This window comes from Halomonas alkalisoli (assembly GCF_021412585.1).
In the GTDB taxonomy this organism is placed as follows: domain Bacteria; phylum Pseudomonadota; class Gammaproteobacteria; order Pseudomonadales; family Halomonadaceae; genus Halomonas; species Halomonas alkalisoli.
This window is the reverse complement of record NZ_JAKCMI010000021.1, coordinates 107951-125914: the sequence shown is the minus strand read 5'-3', so window position 1 is coordinate 125914 and position 17964 is coordinate 107951. Positions and strand designations below refer to the sequence as shown.

Annotated in this window: 15 protein-coding genes; 7 read left to right on the top strand and 8 right to left on the bottom strand. The window is 67.3% G+C overall.

Annotation, left to right across the window (positions count from 1 at the left end; translation table 11 throughout):
* Nucleotides 1–33: 33 nt before the first annotated feature.
* The 5 genes from LY622_RS07060 to senA all read right to left on the bottom strand — a co-directional run bounded on the left by LY622_RS07060 (nucleotide 34) and on the right by senA (nucleotide 5026).
* Complete coding sequence (locus LY622_RS07060) at nucleotides 34–411, bottom strand: DUF5362 family protein (protein WP_234290239.1); 378 nt, start codon at nucleotides 409–411, stop codon at nucleotides 34–36.
* Nucleotides 412–509: 98 nt separating this feature from the next.
* A complete protein-coding gene (locus tag LY622_RS07055) occupies nucleotides 510–2006 on the bottom strand; it encodes a PhnE/PtxC family ABC transporter permease (protein WP_234290238.1) in 1497 nt (498 codons plus the stop codon).
* A complete protein-coding gene (locus tag LY622_RS07050) occupies nucleotides 2006–2659 on the bottom strand; it encodes an ATP-binding cassette domain-containing protein (protein WP_234290237.1) in 654 nt (217 codons plus the stop codon). Before LY622_RS07050 ends, LY622_RS07055 begins: the two co-directional genes overlap by 1 nt.
* Nucleotides 2659–3525 carry a putative selenate ABC transporter substrate-binding protein gene (locus LY622_RS07045; RefSeq protein ID WP_234290236.1) on the bottom strand — a complete coding sequence of 289 codons (867 nt, stop codon included), beginning with the start codon at nucleotides 3523–3525 and terminating at the stop codon, nucleotides 2659–2661. Before LY622_RS07045 ends, LY622_RS07050 begins: the two co-directional genes overlap by 1 nt.
* 163 nt (nucleotides 3526–3688) lie before the next feature.
* Entirely contained in the window at nucleotides 3689–5026 is a 1338-nt protein-coding gene (gene senA / locus LY622_RS07040) for a selenoneine synthase SenA (RefSeq protein ID WP_234290235.1), read from the bottom strand.
* 66 nt (nucleotides 5027–5092) lie between these two features.
* On the opposite strand from senA, the gene senB reads away from it, so the two are divergent.
* Nucleotides 5093–6085, top strand: coding sequence for a selenoneine biosynthesis selenosugar synthase SenB (senB, locus tag LY622_RS07035; protein ID WP_234290234.1), 993 nt, complete (start codon nucleotides 5093–5095; stop codon nucleotides 6083–6085).
* Nucleotides 6086–6093: 8 nt separating this feature from the next.
* Here senB and selD read toward each other — a convergent pair whose 3' ends face one another.
* Entirely contained in the window at nucleotides 6094–8403 is a 2310-nt protein-coding gene (gene selD / locus LY622_RS07030) for a selenide, water dikinase SelD (protein ID WP_234290233.1), read from the bottom strand.
* A gap of 135 nt (nucleotides 8404–8538) precedes the next feature.
* Between selD and egtD the strand changes: the two genes are divergently transcribed.
* Nucleotides 8539–9501: an L-histidine N(alpha)-methyltransferase gene (gene egtD, locus LY622_RS07025; protein ID WP_234290232.1), complete on the top strand. Its 963-nt coding sequence runs from the start codon at nucleotides 8539–8541 to the stop codon at nucleotides 9499–9501.
* Between the two features lie 151 nt (nucleotides 9502–9652).
* Here the strand turns inward: egtD and LY622_RS22445 are convergent, their stop codons facing one another.
* A complete protein-coding gene (locus tag LY622_RS22445) occupies nucleotides 9653–9931 on the bottom strand; it encodes an XRE family transcriptional regulator (RefSeq protein ID WP_114479897.1) in 279 nt (92 codons plus the stop codon).
* 325 nt (nucleotides 9932–10256) lie between these two features.
* Here LY622_RS22445 and LY622_RS07015 point away from each other — a divergent pair, with 325 nt between their 5' ends.
* The 5 genes from LY622_RS07015 (at nucleotide 10257) to LY622_RS06995 (ending at nucleotide 15566) form a co-directional block, all read left to right on the top strand.
* Nucleotides 10257–11216, top strand: a complete 960-nt coding sequence (locus LY622_RS07015; RefSeq protein WP_234290231.1) for a TAXI family TRAP transporter solute-binding subunit — start codon at nucleotides 10257–10259, stop codon at nucleotides 11214–11216.
* A gap of 31 nt (nucleotides 11217–11247) precedes the next feature.
* Nucleotides 11248–11760: a DUF1850 domain-containing protein gene (locus LY622_RS07010; protein WP_234290230.1), complete on the top strand. Its 513-nt coding sequence runs from the start codon at nucleotides 11248–11250 to the stop codon at nucleotides 11758–11760.
* 30 nt (nucleotides 11761–11790) lie between these two features.
* The gene (locus LY622_RS07005; RefSeq protein WP_234290229.1) at nucleotides 11791–13812 is read left to right on the top strand and encodes a TRAP transporter permease; all 2022 of its coding nucleotides are present in this window, start codon (nucleotides 11791–11793) and stop codon (nucleotides 13810–13812) included.
* 118 nt (nucleotides 13813–13930) lie between these two features.
* Nucleotides 13931–14443 (top strand): 5-(carboxyamino)imidazole ribonucleotide mutase, encoded by a 513-nt coding sequence (gene purE / locus LY622_RS07000; protein WP_234290228.1) that lies wholly within the window; start codon nucleotides 13931–13933, stop codon nucleotides 14441–14443.
* Nucleotides 14444–14453: 10 nt separating this feature from the next.
* Nucleotides 14454–15566: a 5-(carboxyamino)imidazole ribonucleotide synthase gene (locus LY622_RS06995; protein ID WP_234290227.1), complete on the top strand. Its 1113-nt coding sequence runs from the start codon at nucleotides 14454–14456 to the stop codon at nucleotides 15564–15566.
* Nucleotides 15567–15697: 131 nt separating this feature from the next.
* Here LY622_RS06995 and LY622_RS06990 read toward each other — a convergent pair whose 3' ends face one another.
* The gene (locus LY622_RS06990) at nucleotides 15698–17722 is read right to left on the bottom strand and encodes a PhoX family protein (protein WP_234290226.1); all 2025 of its coding nucleotides are present in this window, start codon (nucleotides 17720–17722) and stop codon (nucleotides 15698–15700) included.
* Between the last annotated feature and the right edge of the window lie 242 nt (nucleotides 17723–17964).

Here is a 17964-nt window from a genome sequence, read left to right as displayed (position 1 = left end):
AACCCGTTGCGCCCGGACGGACGCTTTCGACGGCTACATGCCCATGCCGCCCATGCCCCCCATCATGCCGCTCATGCCGGCCATTCCGATGACCATACCGCCCACGGCGAGAATCAGGTAGATCAGGATCAGTACGCCGAAGATGGTGAAGTAGGTCTTCAGCTTGCCCATGGCGACCTTCATCTCGCCAGGGTCACCGCTGTTGTAGACACGGCTGGCCGAGCCTGCGGCCTGCATCAGCACCACCCCGGCCCAGATGGGAATCCACGCCACGACCAGGCCGATGATGGAAATGGCCGTCATGACCCCCGACAGGATCAGCATCACGCCGGTGAGCTGCATCCAGAACTTGCCCCGATGAAGCGGCTCGATAAGGTCGCGCAGGCTCGCCTGCGGATTGCCCTGTTCCATGAGGTTCTCCCTATTACATTGGTGGTTGCGATGCCTTGCCACTATCAGGCCACGTCGCCTTGCTGTCACCCTCCGTTCGAACAGGTGGGTCGCCCCTGTCATGCGGCGGCGGGCTCGCTCCGGGCGGTGTGGCTCAGGTGCAGGTGGGCGCGCAGCCGACGGGCGAGGATATCCACCGCGATGTTGAGCAGCGCGGTGATCACGATCAGTACCATGGCGCGGTCGAAGCGCAGCTCCTGGATGGCGCTGTCGACGTAGAAGCCCAGGGTGGCGATGCCGAGAATCCCCAGTATCGCCGTCTCGCGCATGATGATCTCCCAGCGGTAGAAGAGCAGCGCCAGGAAGGGGCCGTAGACCCGTGGGGCCACCTCGTAGGCGTAGCGGCTCATGCCGCCCGGTGCGTCCTGGCGCAGGTGGATCTCGTTGCTGCGGCGTCCGACCAGGTGGCCGATGATGCCGCCGTTGTGCAGCGCCAGGGCGACCACCGCCGGCAGCATGGAGGGTCCCCAGAGCTGCAGCAGGATGAAGGCCAGCAGGTACTCGGGGGTGGAGCGCATGACCACCAGTACGCCATGCCCCAGGGCGCCGCGTACCCGGCCGGTGAGGTGGCGGCCCGTGAAATGATGGGAGATCAGCGGGAACAGCGTCATCGCCAGCACCCCGGTGAGCACCAGGGCGATCTGGGTCAGCAGCAGGGTGTGCCAGATGCCGGGCAGGGCCTGGCCCAGCAGGAGGTCGCCGAACCAGGGCCAGAGGCCCTCCAGCCCTTCACCGTTGCGCAGCGGGGCGGGCACGATGTCCTCGGTGAAGAAGCGCGAGACATTGCTCCACATGATCGGCAGCCCGGTGCCCAGCAGGAAGGGGGAGGCCACCAGGTAGAAGGGCAGCAGCCGTGGCCGCGCCCATAGCCGCAGGCTGGCAATCAGGGCGTAGAAGAGCAGCAGCAATGCGCCCACCGTGCCGTAGTGGCCTTGGGCGAAGGCGCCTGCCAGGTGAAACCCCAGGGTCGGCATGCCGACGAAGCCGATCACCGCACTGGAGCGCAGGCCGCACTCGAGGCGGTAGGCGGTATAGCTGACCAGGTGCGGCCAGGCCTGGCTGATGCGGGTATAGACCAGCGCCGATAGTCGCCCGGCGCGCTGTGGCAGGCTGCGTTCCGGCTGCGGATCGCACTCGTCGAGGATCTCGGCATAGACCTTGGCGAAGGTGCCGGCGTAGGGGATGGCGATGGCCAGCACCCCGGTGATCGGGTGCAGGCCGAAGCTCTGCAGGAAGATCAGCGCCCAGAACAGCTCGTGGATGGCGCGGATGAAGGCGCAGAAGGTGCGCACCCAGACATGCCGGAAGAGCAGGGCCAGCAGCATGCCCGCCGCCGAGCCGAGCCCCACGCCGACGAAGGCGAATGCCACGGTTCGCAGCAGGGCCTCGCCGAGGAAGTCGACGCGGGAGAAGTCGGGCTGGATCAGCCCCATGAACAGGCGGCCCAGCGCATGCCAGGGGTCGTGGGTGCTGATCTCGAAATCGCCGAACAGCAGGCACACCGCCGCCAGCAGGACCAGTCCCAGGGTGACGCGACGTGTGGCGGTCAACGGCATCAGTAGAGCGGCAGCAGGTCGGTGGCGGAGAGGCGCTGGCTGGGCTGGTCGATGGCGATGGCGCCATCCTGGATGCCGATCACCCGGGTGCAGTAGCGCAGCGCCAGGTCCACGTCGTGCATGGCCAGCACCGCGGTGGGGTAGGCGTCGGTGAGGGCGGTCAGGGTCACCTCGGAGAGGGGGCCGTCGAGTGCCGAGACGGGCTCATCGGCGAGCAGCATGCCGCCGCCCTGATGGATGACCCGCGCCGCGGCAACGCGCTGGCGTTGCCCGCCGGAGAGTTCGCCACAGGGTGTCCAGCGCTTGTCGTCCAGGCCGAGCCGGCTGAGCAGGGTGTCGATCTCCGTCACGTCGGCTGGGCGCGGGCGCACCAGGGTCAGCAGGTTGCGCCACCAGGGGTGGCGGTCGAGCCGGCCCATGTAGACGTTGTGGAACACCGAGAGTGTCGTCACGAGCCCCAGGTCCTGGGGCATCAGGGCCGCCCCCTGGTCGCGCCAACGGTCATACATCACCGACAGCAACGTCGACTTGCCGGCACCGCTACGACCCACCAGCGCCACGCGTTCGCCGGGTGCCAGCGTCAGGCTCAGCGGGCCGAGCACGCGCACCTCGCCATAGGTGGCGACGGCATCCTGCAGCGCCAGCACGGTCATCAGTCGAGCAGCCCCAGGGACTGCGCGACCTCGAGGATTTCCCGGTAGTCGTCGTTCACGGCAGGGATGAAGCCTGCGCGGGGAAAGCTGGCCAGCAGGTCGGGGTCATCCATGTCGAGCAGCGCCTGCTGGAGGCGCTCGGTGAAGCCCTCGCCGAAGCGCTCATCGACGTCGCCACGCACCGTCCACTGGTAGTCGGGGTAGGGCGGCGTCTCCCAGATCACCTGAACCCGGTCGAGGTCGATGTTGCCCGCTTCGAGCTCGTTCTCCCATGCCTTGTAGCTCACCACGCCGGCCTGGTAGGCGCCGGACTGCACCACCGAGATGGTGCGGCTGTGGTTGCCGCTGAAGCCGACCCGGGTAAACAGCTCGTCGGGCGAGGCGCCGAGGTGCTCGCGGAGGAAGTACTCCGGCATCAGCCGCCCGGAGGTCGAGCTCTGGGAGCCGAAGCTGAAGGTCAGGTCGCGCAGCCCCTCGGGGGCGGTGTCGCCGTCATCGGGTGAAAGGCCGGTGGACTGATTGGCAATGACGTAGCTCTTGTACTCGGGGTCCTCCACGCCCTGGGCGATGGCGCGGGAGCCCGGCACCAACTGGCGTGCCTGCACGCCGGTGAAGCCGCCGAACCAGGCCAGCTGCACCTGGTTGTTGCGAAAGGCGGTGACCGAGGCGGCGTAGGAGGTGACCGGAATGAAGCGGACCTCGACCTCCAGCGTCTCGGCGAGGTAGTCGGCCACGGCCTGGAAACGCTGCTGCAAGCGTGTCTCATCCTCGTCGGGGATGGCGGTGAACACCAGGGTCTGGGCGGCGGCCAGGGAGGGCGTGAAGAGCGTGACAAGAGCAAGAGCAGGCAACAGGCGTTGGAACATGTCAGGGCGTCCTTGTAAGGGAGTGGCAAGGGAAAATGGCGAATATAATGTTAGTGACCGGTGGCGAATATGGTGGCCCATAGAGCCTGAAACTGGGTAACCGGAACGGTCCATGATACCGAAATTTCGGGTTCTATCCCCTCTCATCCCAGGTCTATCCCCCTCAGAGCGCGCAGGTACGAAATCCCGCCAGGATGTCCTGGCGCTCCGGGGTGAAGAAATTACGGTAGCCGTTGTGGATCAGCCGCCCCCGGGTGGCCCAGGCCCCGCCGCGCAGCACGTAGCGGCCCTCCTTGAACCAGGGGGCCGAGTAGTCGCGGTACAGCTCAGGCTCGAAGCCCGGGAAGGGGCCGAAGGGCGAGGCCGTCCACTCCCAGATGTTGCCGAGCATCTGTCGGCAGCCGAAGGCGCTGTCGCCGTCGGGCAGTGCCGCCACGTCCAGCGGTGCCAGGCGCCAGCCGTCCAGGTTGGCCAGGCGGGCAACCGGCGGCGTGTCGCCCCAGGGGAAGCGACGCTTGCCGGGGGCGAGCGACGCCCCGTCGGGTGTTGGCTCGCGGCTGGCGGCGACCTCCCATTCGGCTTCGCTGGGCAGGCGACGACCGGCCCAGCGACACCAGGCCTCGGCCTCGAACCAGCTCACATGCACCACCGGCTGATGGGGGGGCAGCGGCAACCAGCGGTCGAAGCGGCGCTCCTCCCAGCAGCCGTTGGCGCCCTTGCGCCAGTAGACGGGTGCCCGCAGGCCCTGTTTCTCGCACCAGAGCCAGCCGGCCTCGCTCCACAGTTCGCGTCGTGTATAGCCGCCGTCGTCGACGAAGGCGGCGAACTCGGCGTTGGTCACCGGCGCCTTGGCGATCGAGAAGGGCGCCACATGGACTTCCATGGGCGCCTTCTCATTGTCGAACCGGAAGGGAACGCTTTCATCGGAGCCCAGCAGATGGCGGCCGCCGGGGATGGCGACGTCGCCGGGCAGCGCACCGGCAGCGGGCTCGCCAGGGGCGAACCCCGGTGGTGGCGTGCCCAGGTCGGGGGCCGGGTCGCCAAGGGTCTGGCGGGTATAGAGGAAGGCCTCGCCGTGCATGTCCTCGTGCAGGGTGGTGAGCTGGTAGACATAGCTCTGGGGGGAGCTGGCCTCGCCGTCGGGCAGGCGCTCGAGCATGGCCTGCTGGACCCGCGACAGGTACGCCAAGGTCTGCTCCCGTGATGGAAGCGGTAGCGACCAACGGTCGTCATGGGCGATGCTGCTGGAATCGAACAGCCGCTCGGCGTCGGCGATCTGGTAGTCGGGCAGGCCAAAGAGGCCGCGCAGGGCGAAATGGTCGTGGAAGTAGCCCAGGTGGCCCAGCTCCCACAGCGGTGGATTGACGATCGCCAGCCGTGGGCCGAGTTCGCGGGCCTCCAGGGTGTCCTGCATCAGCGCCAGGCTGCGCGTCCGCGCGTCGGTGAGCATTTCTGCCAGCGCATCGGCGGGTTGCGGGGGTGTCGAAGGCGTCTGGATCATGCCGACCTCGTCGCAGTGGAGCGCTCAGGGAGCAAGGATAGGTAGTCGAGATAAGGAGTCGAGATAGTGTTGAAGGTAGCGCTGATCACGCCGGCGCGTCGAGGTTCTCATGCGGGCAACCGGACCACGGCCACCCGCTGGGCGGGGCTGCTGCACGAACTGGGCTGTCGCGTGCGCATTGCACAATCCGACGTGGACGCCGATGGCTGCCGCCTGGACGGCCAGCCTCCCGACCTGGTGCTGGCGCTGCATGCGGTGCGCAGCCACGCCGCCATTCGCGCCTGTCGCGCCGCCTTTCCGGCATGCCCGCTGGTGGTGGTGCTGACGGGAACCGATGTCTACCGCTTCCAGCACAGCGACCCCGAGACGTTTCTCGACAGTCTCGCCGCCAGCGATGCCTTGATCGGCCTGCATGACTGCCTGGCCGAGGATCTGCCGCCGCGCTTCCTGTCGCGCCTGCATGTCGTCCACCAGTCGGCCCTGCCCCTGCCGCCCCGCGCCCCGGGGCCCATCCGTCGCCGTTTCGAGGTGCTGGCCGCCGGCCACCTGCGCGAGGAGAAGGACTCATTACGCGCGGCCCTGGCCGTGCGCGAGCTGCCATCGACGTCGCGGTTGTGCGTGGTGCAGCTCGGTGGCGCCCATAGCCCGGAGTGGGCCGACGCCGCCCGCGAGGAGATGGCCAGCAACGGGCGTTACCGCTGGCTCGGCGACCTGCCCCGCTGGCGGGTGCGCCAGTGGATGGCCCGGGCGCGGCTGATGGTGATCAGCTCGCGCATGGAAGGGGGCGCCAATGTGGTCAGCGAGGCCTGCGTGGCCGGCCTGCCGGTGGTGGCCTCCGATATCCCCGGAAACCGCGGGCTGCTGGGCGACGACTACGCCGGCTACTTCCCGGTCGCCGACACCGCGGCCCTGAGGGCCCTGCTGCGCCGCGCCGAGACGGAGGCGGCCTTCGTCGACCGGCTCCGTGAACAGGTCAAGGCGCGCGCGCCGCTGTTCCGCCCCGAGGCTGAACGGGCGGGGTTGGCGCGGGTCCTGGCCGCCTGCGGGCTGACTGTTTAATCTCGCCCTCACCCCTTCAGGTGGATGGGTTCCAGGGCGTCGCCGGGCTCGAGGACGCGGCCGATGATGGCGGCCCTGGCGTAGCCCAGGGCGTGCAGGGCCGCGAGGCAGGCCTCGGCGCGCTCGGCGGGCACGCTGGCCAGCAGACCGCCGGCGGTCTGGGGGTCGAACAGCAGCGGATAGCGGGGGTGGTCGACCCAGGCGGCCTGGTCGTGGATGGCCCGGCGCAGCCGCACGTTGGCGGGCTGCAGCGAGCTCAGGATGCCGGCGGCGACGGTCTCCTCGGCGCCCTCGAGCAGCGGCAGCGCCGTCAGGTCGAGTTCGGCATCCACCCCGGAAGGGCGTGTCATCTCCACCAGGTGCCCGAGCAGGCCGAAACCGGTGAGGTCGGTACAGGCGGTGGCGCCGTGTTCGCGCAGGCAGCTGGCTCCCTGGCGGTTGGACTGGCACATGCTCTCCAGGGCGGCGTCGATCCAGCGCCCCCGGGCGGCGAGCCGGGCATGGGCGGCGAACAGGGTGCCGGTGCCGATGGGCTTGGTCAGGATCAGCACCTGGCCCGGGCGCAGGCCGCCTTTCGTCAGAGCGCTATCTCCACCGGCGTCGATCAGGCCGTTGACGGCAAACCCCAGGGCCAGCTCGCTGCCCTCGCCGGTGTGCCCGCCGACCAGGGTGCAGCCGGCCTCGTTGAGCACCTCAACGGCACCCCGCATCATCTGGTAGACGGTGTCCTCGACCTTGGCCTCGAGGCCCTGGGGCACCGTGGCCACGGCGGTGGCGGTCTGGGCCTCGGCGCCCATGGCGAAGATATCGCCCAGGGCGTGATTGGCGGCGACCTTGCCGAAGACATAGGGGTCGTCAATGAAGGCGCGGAAGAAGTCGACGGTATGCACCACGTCCTTGCCCGGCGGTACCCGTACCACGGCGGCATCGTCCGGGGCGTGAAGGCCCACCAGCACCTCGTCCCGCTCCACCGGCTGCAGGGTCGAGAGGGCTCGGGAGAGCACCGAGGCGCCGACCTTGGCACCACAGCCGCCGCAGCGCATGGCGATGGCCGAGATCGCCTGGGCGTTCTCCTCTTCGTTCAGCGCCACGCGGCTGGCCCGGGGCGCCCGCATGGCGCCTTCTTCCATCGGCGGCAAGTCGTTGAACTTGGCCATGAAACGCCGATCGATGCCGTCCTTCCAGCGCCACACCCAGTCGCCGGCGAGAAAGAGGCCGCCGCGGGAGGCCACGGCGTGACGGTCGCCGGTGCTGATCAGCGCCAGCCATTTCGCCTGGGGGCGGTAGGGCGACAGGGCGCGGCCGGTCACGGCGGCGCGCAGGTTGTCGGCCAGCGGGGGTCCTTGCCGCACGGCGAAGACCCCGGCCTTCTCGCGGGGCTGATTGACTTGGCTGGCGATATCGCCGGCGGCGAAGACGCGCGGGTCGGAGAGCGACTGCAGGGTGTCGCCGACCTGGATGAAGCCGTCGTCGTCGAGTGCCAGGCGGGTATCGCGCAGCCAGGCGGCGCCGCCGGCATTGGTGACCCAGACGATCTCGTCGGCGGCGTGCCAGCTGCCGTCGGCGGCCTGCAGCCGGCCCGCCTCGACACCGACCACGTCGGTGGCGGTGTGCACCTCGACACCGCGCTGCTTGAGGGTGGCCTGGAAGTGGGCGCGCACCCGCGGGTTGTGGGTCGGCAGGATCTGCGCGCCACGGGTGAAGAGGGAGAAGCGCAGCTCATTCGGGTCGCGGGCCTGGGCGCTGAGTTCGTTGCTCAGCCGGTACTGCATGGCCAGCAGCAGCTCGACGCCGCCGGCGCCGCCCCCGACCACCGCGACGCGGGTCTGGCCCGGGTGCTGCCCGGTGTGTGGGTGCGAGAGGCGTTCGAGCAGCCTCTGCCAGCGGTCGTTGAACTGATGGATCGGCTTGACCGGCACCGCATGCTCGCCGGCACCGTTGACCGAATTCACGCTGGGGGTCGAGCCGATATTGATCGACATCCAGTCATAGGGAACCGGCGGGCGCGAGCGGCAGAGGACGGTCTGGGCATCGTGGTCGATGCCGATGGCCTCGTCGCGGAAGAAGCGTGCCCCGGCGTACTCCGCCAGGCGGCGCAGGTCGATATGCACGTCGTCGTAGGTGTAGTGCCCGGCCACATAGCCCGGCAGCATGCCCGAGTAGGGGGTATGGGTGTCGCGGCAGATCACGGTGAGCCTGACGCCGGGTTCGGGTTTCATGGCGAAGCGCTTCAACACCCCCACGTGGGTGTGTCCGCCGCCAACGAGGACGATATCCCGTAACGCTTGTAACCCCGGGGGCTGCTGCGGTTGCTGCATGGTCAGGCTCGCTCTAGATTGATGAGACATCGACGTTGCCGCCACAGTCTAAAGGCAAATCGATGGTACGACGCCATCCCGCAGATCGGCGTATTGTCGAACCCTGCCAGAACCGTTCGCCAGCGAGGCTAAGCGATGTCCACTGCAGTGCGTTTTCACGACCAGCATGTCGACGAGACGGGGCCGTCGTTTCGCGACGACGTGATCGCCGGGCTGGGTCGCTCTCCCAAGGCCTTGTCGCCCAAGTATTTCTACGATGAGCGGGGTTCCCTGCTGTTCGAGTCGATCTGCCGCCAGCCCGAGTACTACCTGACCCGCACCGAGGAGGGCATCCTCGCCGAGGCCGCCGAGGAGATCGCGGCGCTGGTCGGGCCGGAGTCGCTGCTGGTCGAACTGGGCAGCGGCGCCAGCCGCAAGGTGCGTCTCCTGCTCGAGGCGATGCGCCCGACTCGCTACCTGGGGGTGGATATCTCCCGGGATTTCCTGCTGCAGAGCACCCGCCGCCTGGCGGCCGACTACCCCTGGCTCGAGGTGCATGCCGCCTGGGCGGACTTTTCCGAGCGCCTGCGCTTGCCCTCGGGTGTCGAGGGGCGACGGGTGGTGGCCTTCTTTCCCGGGTCGAGCATCGGCAACTTCGCGCCGGCCGAGGCCGAGGCCTTTCTCGCCGGGCTGCGCCGGGCCCTGCCCCCCGGCAGCGGGGTGCTGATCGGCGTCGACCTGGTCAAGGATATCGACATCCTCGAGGCGGCCTACAACGATGCCGCCGGTGTGACGGCGGCCTTCAACCTCAACCTGCTGGCGCGCATGCGCCGGGAACTGGGGGCCTCGGTTGCGCCTGGCAGCTTCCGCCATCGGGCCTTCTTCAACGAGGCGGCCTCGCGCATCGAGATGCACCTGGTCAGCGAGTGCCGGCAGACGCTCGTCCTCGACGACCACCGCTTCGAGTTTGAGCCTGGAGAGACGCTGCACACCGAGAATTCCTGCAAGTACAGCCGCGACGGCTTTCAGGCGTTGGCCCGGCGAGCCGGATATCGTCCGAGCGCGGTCTGGAGCGACGCCGAGAGCCTGTTCAGCGTGCACTATCTGTCGAATGACTGAACACTGTCGTGTGATGGAACGACCTGAGCGCATCTCGCTCTGCCGCCAGTGAGCCTGGCGATATACGACAATTCCATATACAACAACGCTATAAACGGCAACGCCCGGTCGTGGTGACCGGGCGTTGGGGAGGCGTTCGGGTAGGGCAAGGCTAGTGCGGGGCGCCTTCCGGGTCGATGGTGCGATAGAGAAGCCGCAGCTCATCCAGCGAAAGATGCTCCAGGCGTCCGGCCAGCAGATCGCTGATCTTCTGTGTCGGCAACCCGGCTCGGCGAGCGATCTCGCGGCAACCCAGGTCGGATACGGCGATCAGCCGAGTCACGATGCGCATGAGGCGTGTACGTTTTTCCAAATCCCTGACATCGAGGTCAGGGCAACTTCGCGGAGGGTCGAGAAGGTCCGCGCCTGTCGTGCGATATGCCGTACTCATGATGCTCCAAAGGGCGATTGCGACAGGTACATCATGGGGACTTTTTCCGGTTTTTGCCAGTCTCGTTTGGATGGGTATTTCTCATGTCATTCGAGGTGGTGTGAAGCACCATTCATGGAGAGCCGGAAGGGGGCGGGGTCGGGAGGACTACCTTGGTGGGATTGCAGAAACTTTGCCGGAACGTAGAAAGTGCGGAGTGGCCACCCCATGGGTGGCGTGCTAGTTTTCTGATGTGCCTGATATCCTCAGGCAGCGCTCATGCGCAGGCTAAACAATCACAGCTTCAACAATCACAAGCAGTTCGGTTTCAGGACGGAGGAATTCCATGCGAGCTCTCAAGTATGCAGTGGCCGCTTCGCTGCTGGTCACTGCGCCAATGGCAGCAGCCCAGCAGCTCTCTATCGCCACCGGCGGTACCGGGGGCGTCTACTACCCGATCGGTGGTGGCTTTGCGGAAATGATCAACGACAACATCGAGGGAGCCAGTGCGACCGCCGAAGTGACCGGTGCCTCGGTGGAGAACATGGGCCTGATCATGCGCGGCGATGCCGACCTGGCCCTGGCCCTGGCGGACACCGTCTACCAGGCCTGGTCCGGTACCGGTGACTTCGAAGGCCGCCAGATCGAGAACATCCGCGCCCTGGCCTCGGTCTACCCGAACGCCGTGCAGCTGGTCACCCTGGCCGACTCCGACGTGCATTCCCTGGCCGATCTCGAGGGCAAGCGGGTCTCCGTCGGCGCCCCGGGCAGCGGTACCGAGCTCAACGCCCGTGCCCTGCTGGAAGCCAACGGCATCAGCTACGACGATTTCACCCCCCAGCGCCTGAACTTCAACGAGACCGCCGATGCCATTCGCGATGGTGACATCGATGCCGGCTTCTGGAGCGTTGGGCCGCCCACCAGCTCGATCCTCAACCTGGCCGCTACTCGAGATATTCGCCTGATCGGCTTTTCCGACGAGGAGGTTGCCAACGCCCGGGAAGCGGAGCCGGTGTTCGCTGCCTATGAGCTGCGTGCCGGCATGTACGACGGCATGGACGAGGCAGTGCAGACCATCAGTATTCCCAATGTCCTGGTCGTCAACTCCGACATGGACGAGGAGCTGGCCTACCAGCTGACCAAGCTGCTGTTCGAGCGTACCGATGACCTGATCGCCGTGCACCCGGCGGCCAACGACACCACCGTGGAATTCACCATGGAGTCCACTCCGGTGCCGCTGCACCCCGGTGCCATTCGCTACTTCGAGGAGATCGAGGCCGAAATCCCGGACGACCTGCGTCCGTGATGGAGCGAGGTTGACGCCAGGGGCTCGTCACATGCGTCCCGAAGTGCGCCACATGGCAGCAGGGCGGATCACGTGGTCCGCCCTGCTGCTGTGTGCGCTATGGATTGGTCCGGCAGTGGCCGCTGGCGGCGAGTGGCTTGAGGTGCGGAGCGTCGAGGATGAGGTGCTGGTGCGCATCGAGATGCCGGAGGGGGGGCGCTGGTGCCTGGGCTGGAACCATTCGGTCAGGCACTTTCCGGTGCTCGACTGCTATCGCCATCACCAGGGCAGGATGGAGCTCGAGCGCAGCCATCAACCCGATTTCGCCGCCGGCCTCGGCCACTCCCTGGGGCGAGGGGAGCAGGTCTCCGACGGGGAGGGCGGCTACTGGATCGAGAATATCCATGAGCCCGTGCCCGGCAACCGCTATCTCTTGCGGGTCGGCTCGCCTGAGGTCGATCATCGGTTAGTATGGCAGCGCGACGGTGAGACGCACCGGGTCAGCCTGAGCGATGAAGCCGCAGGCCAGCGGGTCAGCATTCAACTAAACCTGCTCGACAACTGAGCTAGCCAGACGACGTCTGACGAGGAATCCATGAGCGAGTCCACAAATCCACCGGTGGTGATGCCGGGTGGCAACGCCATCCAGCCCCGCTTCGTCCTGTGGTTGATCACCATCGTGGCGGTGGGGCTTTCCCTGTTCCAGCTTTACTCGGCGGGCATCCAGCCGCTGGGCCTCTTCTACCAGCGCAGCATCCACCTGATGCTGATCATGATGCTGGCGTTCCTGATGTTTCCGGTGTTCGGGCCGGGTCGCAAGCGCGGCGTGTTGGGCTGGCTCATCGATGCCATATTCTTCGCCGGTGCCTTGGTCACCGGTGGCTATCTGGTGCTCTTTCTGGACGAGATCATCAGCCGCGCCGGTTTCTGGAGCCAGACCGATATCCTCGTCGGCTGCATCGCCACGGTCACGGTACTGGAAGCCAGCCGCCGGGCGGTGGGTTTCGGCATGACGATTATCGGGGCGCTGGCTATCATCTACGCCTTCGCCGGCCCCCGCGGAGAACTGCCCTGGCTTGGCCAGTGGATGCCGGGGATCCTCGAGCATCGCGGTTATAACCTGGACCGTCTTGCGGGACAGCTCTACCTGGGGCAGGAGGGCATCTTCGGCCTGCCTCTGGGGGTTGCGGCAACCTATATCTTCATCTTCGTGCTGTTTGGTGCCTTTCTTGAGAGCACCGGCGCCGGCAAGTTCTTCATCGACATGGCCTATGCCGCCACCGGTCGCCAGCGGGGCGGTCCGGCCAAGGCCGCGGTCATCGCCTCGGCGGGCATGGGCTCGATTTCGGGCAGTGCCATCGCCAACGTGGTGACCACCGGTGCCTTCACCATTCCGCTGATGAAACGCCTGGGCTACAAGCCGCATCAGGCCGGGGGTATCGAGGCGGCGGCCTCCACCGGTGGGCAGATCATGCCGCCGCTGATGGGGGCGGGCGCCTTCCTTATCGCCGAGTACACCAATACGCCCTACCTGGACGTGGTCAAGGTGAGCATACTGCCGGCGATCATGTACTTCGCCACGGTCTACCTGTTCGTGCATATCATCGCGCTGAAGCAGGGCATGCAGGGCCTGCCGCGCTCCGAACTGCCGCAGATGCGCCAGGTCATGCGGGATGGCTGGCACTTCCTGCTGCCGCTGGGGGTACTGGTCTGGCTGCTGGTGATGAACATGTCGCCGATGCGGGTGGGCTTCTATGCGGTGATCACCATGGTGGTCGTGGCCGTGCTGCGCTATGCGCTGTGGTTCTTCTTCGTCGCCCCGCAGCAGGGCCAGACGGTCACCTTCACCAGCATCAAGCTCATGCTCTGGGCCGGGCTGGTCAAGCTGGTCCAGGGGCTCGAGCTCGGGGCGCGCAATGCCGTGGCGGTGTCCATGGCCTGTGCGGTGGCCGGTATCATCGTCGGTGTGGTGGGGCTCACCGGCCTGGGGCTGAAGTTCTCCTCCATGATGATGGCTTTCTCCGGCGGCAACCTGGTGCTGGCGCTGCTGATGGTGCTGCTGGCCAGCCTGATCCTGGGCATGGGGCTGCCGGTCACCGCCAGCTACATCGTGCTGATCGTGCTGGTGGGCCCGGCGCTGACCGCCGAGTTTGGCGTGCCGCTGCTGATCGCCCACCTGGTGGTGTTCTGGTACTCACAGGACTCCAACGTGACGCCACCCATCGCCCTGGCGGGCTTCGCCGGGGCGGCCATCGCCGGCAGCAAGCCGATGGAAACCGGCTTCCAGGCGTGGAAGTTCGCCAAGGGGCTCTACCTGATCCCGCTGTTCATGGTTTTCAATCCGGAGATCATCGTCGGCGGCCCGGTGCCGGTGGTGATCTGGAACGGGTTGATCGCGATCCTGGCGCTCTGTTCCTTTGCCGCGGCGCTGGAGGGATATCTCTTTACGCGCATGTCGTGGTTGCCACGCCTGGCCATCGTCCCGGCCATCGTGGCGGTGTTCTACCCCGACCTGACCGCCGAGATTGCGGGCGTGGTGGTGATGACCCTGGCCATTGGCGGCAACTGGGTCGCTCATCGACGGGAGCTGGCTGCCGCCGGTGTCCGCAGCGGTTGAGGGGAGGTAGGCGGCCCACTCGGCCGCCTATTGTTCGAATGGTCAAGATGACGGCGCCTGCGGGCGCCGTTAGAATACCTGCCCTTCGCTTTCCAGCATCATCATTCGGGAGCCGCACATGCAGTCCTCCAACGAGCAGCCACGCGTAGGCGTGATCATGGGGTCGAAGTCCGACTGGCCGGTCATGGAACACGCGGTGGCGATGCTCGAACGCCTGGGTGTGCCGTATGAGACCCGCGTGGTTTCCGCGCACCGCACGCCGGACCTGCTGTTCGACTACGCCAAGGGTGCCGCCGAACGCGGCCTGCAGGTGATCGTCGCCGGCGCGGGTGGTGCGGCGCACTTGCCGGGCATGGTCGCCTCCCAGACGGCGCTGCCGGTACTCGGCGTGCCGGTGGAGTCCAAGGCGCTCAAGGGTCTCGACTCGCTGCTGTCGATCGCCCAGATGCCCGGTGGTATCGCCGTGGGGACCCTTGCCATCGGCAAGGCCGGTGCCACCAATGCCGGCCTGCTGGCGGCACAGATCGTTGCCCTGCAGGACGCCAAGGTGCGCGAGGCGGTGGAGGCCTTCCGCGCCGAGCAGACCCAGGCGGTGCTCGACAACCCCGATCCCCGACCGCAAGCGCAGTGAGGTGACCCAGATGAACATCGGTGTACTCGGTGCCGGCCAGCTCGGCCGCATGCTGGCCCTGGCCGGCTACCCCCTGGCCAACCGCTTCACCTTCCTCGACACCACCGGCCACCCCAGCGCGGGGATCGGCGATGTGACGGTGTATACGGATCAGCACCATCTCGACGATTTCCTGGCCAAGGTGGACCTGGTCACCTATGAATTCGAACACCTGCCGGTGGCGCTGGTCCAGGCCATCGAGGAGGTCAGGCCGGTCTATCCTTCGAGCGAGGCGATCCGGGTCTGCCAGAACCGCGCCGAGGAGAAGGCGCTGTTCGATCGCCTGGGCATCCCCACCCCGGCCTATCGCCTGGTGGAGCATGCCGACGAGCTGGAGGCGGCAGCCCGGGAGCTGGGCTGCCCGGTGGTGGCCAAGTCGGTCACCGAAGGCTACGACGGCAAGGGCCAGGCGGTGCTGCGCGACCCGGCCGACGCCGCCGACGCCTGGCGTGCCATCGGCCACCCCCGGCTGATCGTCGAGGCCTTCGTCGACTTCGTGCGTGAGGTGTCGATCATTGCCGTGCGCGGCCGCGACGGCGAGGTGGTCTTCTATCCCATGGCCGAGAACCAGCACGTTGACGGCATCCTGCGCTATTCGCTGGCGCCGATGCCGGACCTGGACGACAGCGTGCAGCAGACCGCCGACGGCTATATCCGGGCGCTGCTCGACGAGCTCGACTATGTGGGCGTACTGACCCTGGAGCTGTTCCAGTGCGCCGACGGCAGCCTGCTGGCCAACGAGATGGCACCTCGCGTGCACAACTCCGGCCACTGGACCATGGACGGTGCGGTGACCAGCCAGTTCGAGAACCACCTGCGGGCGATCCAGGGGCTGCCGCTGGGGGATACCGCCGCGCGCATGCCCACCTGCATGGTCAACGTGATCGGCCAGGAGGGCGACCCGGCGGCGATACTCGCCATCGGTGACGCCCACCTACACCGCTACGACAAGAGCGAGCGCCCCGGGCGAAAGCTTGGCCACGTCAACCTGGTGGCGTCGACCCATGAGGCGCTGATGGAGCGGGTGCGCGCCTGTGCGGCCCTGCTGCCCGAGGCGCCGGAGCCGCGTTTCAGCTTCGAGTAGTCGGTGCTACGGCGCTACGCAGAAGGCCCCGCCATGAGCGGGGCCTTCGTGTTTCCACCTTCAAGGCTAAACAAATTGACGAGCGAGATGAAGCGTCACGCAGTGATTCGCTCGCGCAGGTATTTGTTTCCCTAAGCGCCGATGATGCCGCCGTCTTCTCGGGTAATGACCAGGGTGGCCGAGCGCGGGATGGCACTACCGCCGTCAGGCCAGTGGCTGACCAGGTCGCCCGCCGCGAAGGCGTCGGCCTCGGTGGTGGCACCCGGGTGCTGCACGTTGACGAACATGGTGCGCTGGTCCGGGGTGGTGATCACGCCGGTGATCTCCTGGCCCACGGGGCCGGTGAGGAAGCGCTTGATCTCGCCGGTCTCGGGGTTGGCCGCCAGCATCTGGTTGTTGCCGAATACCTCGAAGATGCCGGTGTTCATCACCGACTCGCTGATGTCAGTCTGGATCCACACGCGGCGGTCCGGGTCGATCCATAGGCCGTCGGGGCTGGCGAAGATGGCGTCCTGCTCCAGCGGCTCGCCGGCCAGGTCGCGGCTGTCGTCGCTGTCGCCGGCCAGCACGAAGAGGTCCCAGGCGAAGCGGGTGCCGGCGTGGGTGCCTTCCTCCTGCCAGCGGATGATATGGCCGAAGCTGTTGTTGGCGCGGGGGTTGGCGGCGTCCTCGTCGCCTTCCTCGCGGCGGGTATTGTTGGTCAGGGTGAAGTAGACCTGGCCGGTGACCGGGTCCACCGCGCCCCACTCGGGTCGGTCCATCTTCGTAGCCCCGGCATGGTCGGCGGCGCTGCGGGTATTGACCAGGATATCGGCGAGATCCTTGAAGCCGTTCTCCGGCGTCAGGCCGTTCTCGCCTGGGGCCAGGGCCAGCCACTCGCCGCTGCCGTCCTCGTGGAACCTGGCCACATAGAGGGTGCCCTCGTCGAGCAGCGAGCCGTCGGCGCTAGCGGCCTGAAAGGGCCGGGCGGAGACGAACTTGTAGATGTATTCGAAGCGGGCGTCGTCGCCGGAGTAGGCGACCACCGGCTGGCCCTCCACCGCCGGAGCGAAGATCACTCCCTCGTGAGCGAAGCGGCCCAGGTGGGTGCGCTTGATCGGCGTCGAGGCCGGGTCCATGGGGTCGATCTCCACCATCCAGCCGAAGGTATGGGGCTCGTTGCGATAGTCCTCGCTGGCGGAGGCGCCGCGGGAACTGGCGTCGAAGCGCATGTATTCGTCGGCGCCGCCTTCTGCCCTGTGCCATTGATAGCGGCCGCTGTCGCGGGTCTCGATGCCGTAGCGGGCCTGGCGGCGGTCGATCTCGGCGTCGCTGTTGGCGAAGTAGCCGGCCCAGTTCTCCTCGGCAGCCAGGTAGGTGTTCCACGGGGTGACGCCGTGGGCGCAGTTGTTGAGGGTGCCGCGGGTCATGGTGCCGTCCGGGCTGTACTTGGTCACCAGATGCTCGGTGCCGGCCACCGGCCCGGCCAGGCGCATCGGGGTCAGGCCGGTGACGCGGCGGTTGTGGGCGTCCTCCACCACCCGCCACTGGCCGTCGTCATCCTCGCGGATGCGCACCACCGACACCCCATGGGCGTTGAGCTCCTTGAGCACCTGGTCGTCGTCGCGGCTGCCATCGGCGTTCTGCGGGAAGCCGCTGCGATCCAGCGCCAGCCCTGCCGCCGCGGCGTGCAGGAAGCGCGGCTCTATATACTCATGGTTCATCACCAGCAGGCCGTCGCGGGAGCTGCCCTCCAGCGGGAAGAAGTGCATGCCGTCGTGGTGGCTACCTACCTGATGGGCCTGGTCCTTGCCGCTGGCTGCGAGCGAGTAAGCGGGCATGGCGCCGCTGATCGGGGTGCCCATGGGCAGGATGGCCTTGACCCGATAGCCTTCGGGCACCACCACGGTGTCGGCGGCACTGACCGGAACCGCCTGGAAGCCGAGGCTCGGTGCCGGGGCGCTGGTGCCTGCGGCGGCGAAGGCGCTGCCGAAGGGCAGGTGGGTCGCCATGGCGCCGGCCACGGCGGCGGCCAGGCTGCCACGCAGCAAGGTGCGGCGGTCCATGCGGGCCTGAAGGATATCGCCGAAGTAGGCGTTGGAAGAGGGGTTGCTCGCGGGCTCGTCGCCGGCGGCAAGGATGGTGTCGACGTGGCCGGGACGCTGATGCTGGGTCATGGAGTCTCTCCATTGGAAGTCTGTTGGGAACTCTGTTGGGAAAGGGTGACCGCGCCGCATTACATCAGCATGTATGAATGAAGGCGGTTCGATGACAGCACCATGAGCGGCAAGGCCAGGCGGTATTGCAGGACCTGGGCGAGGCGGTGCAGCAGACCGTGGAGGCGATATTCGTGCGCTGCTTGGTACTGTATTTGACCACGACGGCCCCGCCATGGCGGAGCCTTCGTGGTCATGACGGT